Source organism: Pseudomonas sp. HY13-MNA-CIBAN-0226 (assembly GCF_040310305.1).
Taxonomy (GTDB): Bacteria; Pseudomonadota; Gammaproteobacteria; order Pseudomonadales; family Pseudomonadaceae; genus Aquipseudomonas; species Aquipseudomonas gregormendelii.
On record NZ_JBEOPS010000624.1, the window covers coordinates 1 to 237 of the forward strand.

1 protein-coding gene is annotated in these 237 nt (G+C 38.4%); it reads right to left on the reverse strand.

The window, feature by feature from the left end:
- A partial coding sequence (locus tag AAEZ05_RS30170) for an RNase adapter RapZ (RefSeq protein ID WP_350650342.1) occupies positions 1-219 on the reverse strand: 219 nt, incomplete at its 3' end.
- Positions 220-237 lie beyond the last annotated feature (18 nt).

The following is a 237-nucleotide window of genomic DNA, read 5'->3' on the forward strand; positions in this document are numbered from 1 at the left end:
GTACTCAAGAATATCGTTAAACTGCTGCTGGTCTTTAGGCAGGTTACGCACGTCTATACTAACGGCTATTTTATCGTAGTTATCAGAGACACTGCGCACTAATGAAGGCAGCAAATTTACCGGAATATTATCTACACAATAGTAACCTAAATCTTCTACAACACGTAAAGCAACTGACTTACCAGAACCTGATCGGCCACTTATAATAATTAATTCCATTTACCACCCCTTTATTAG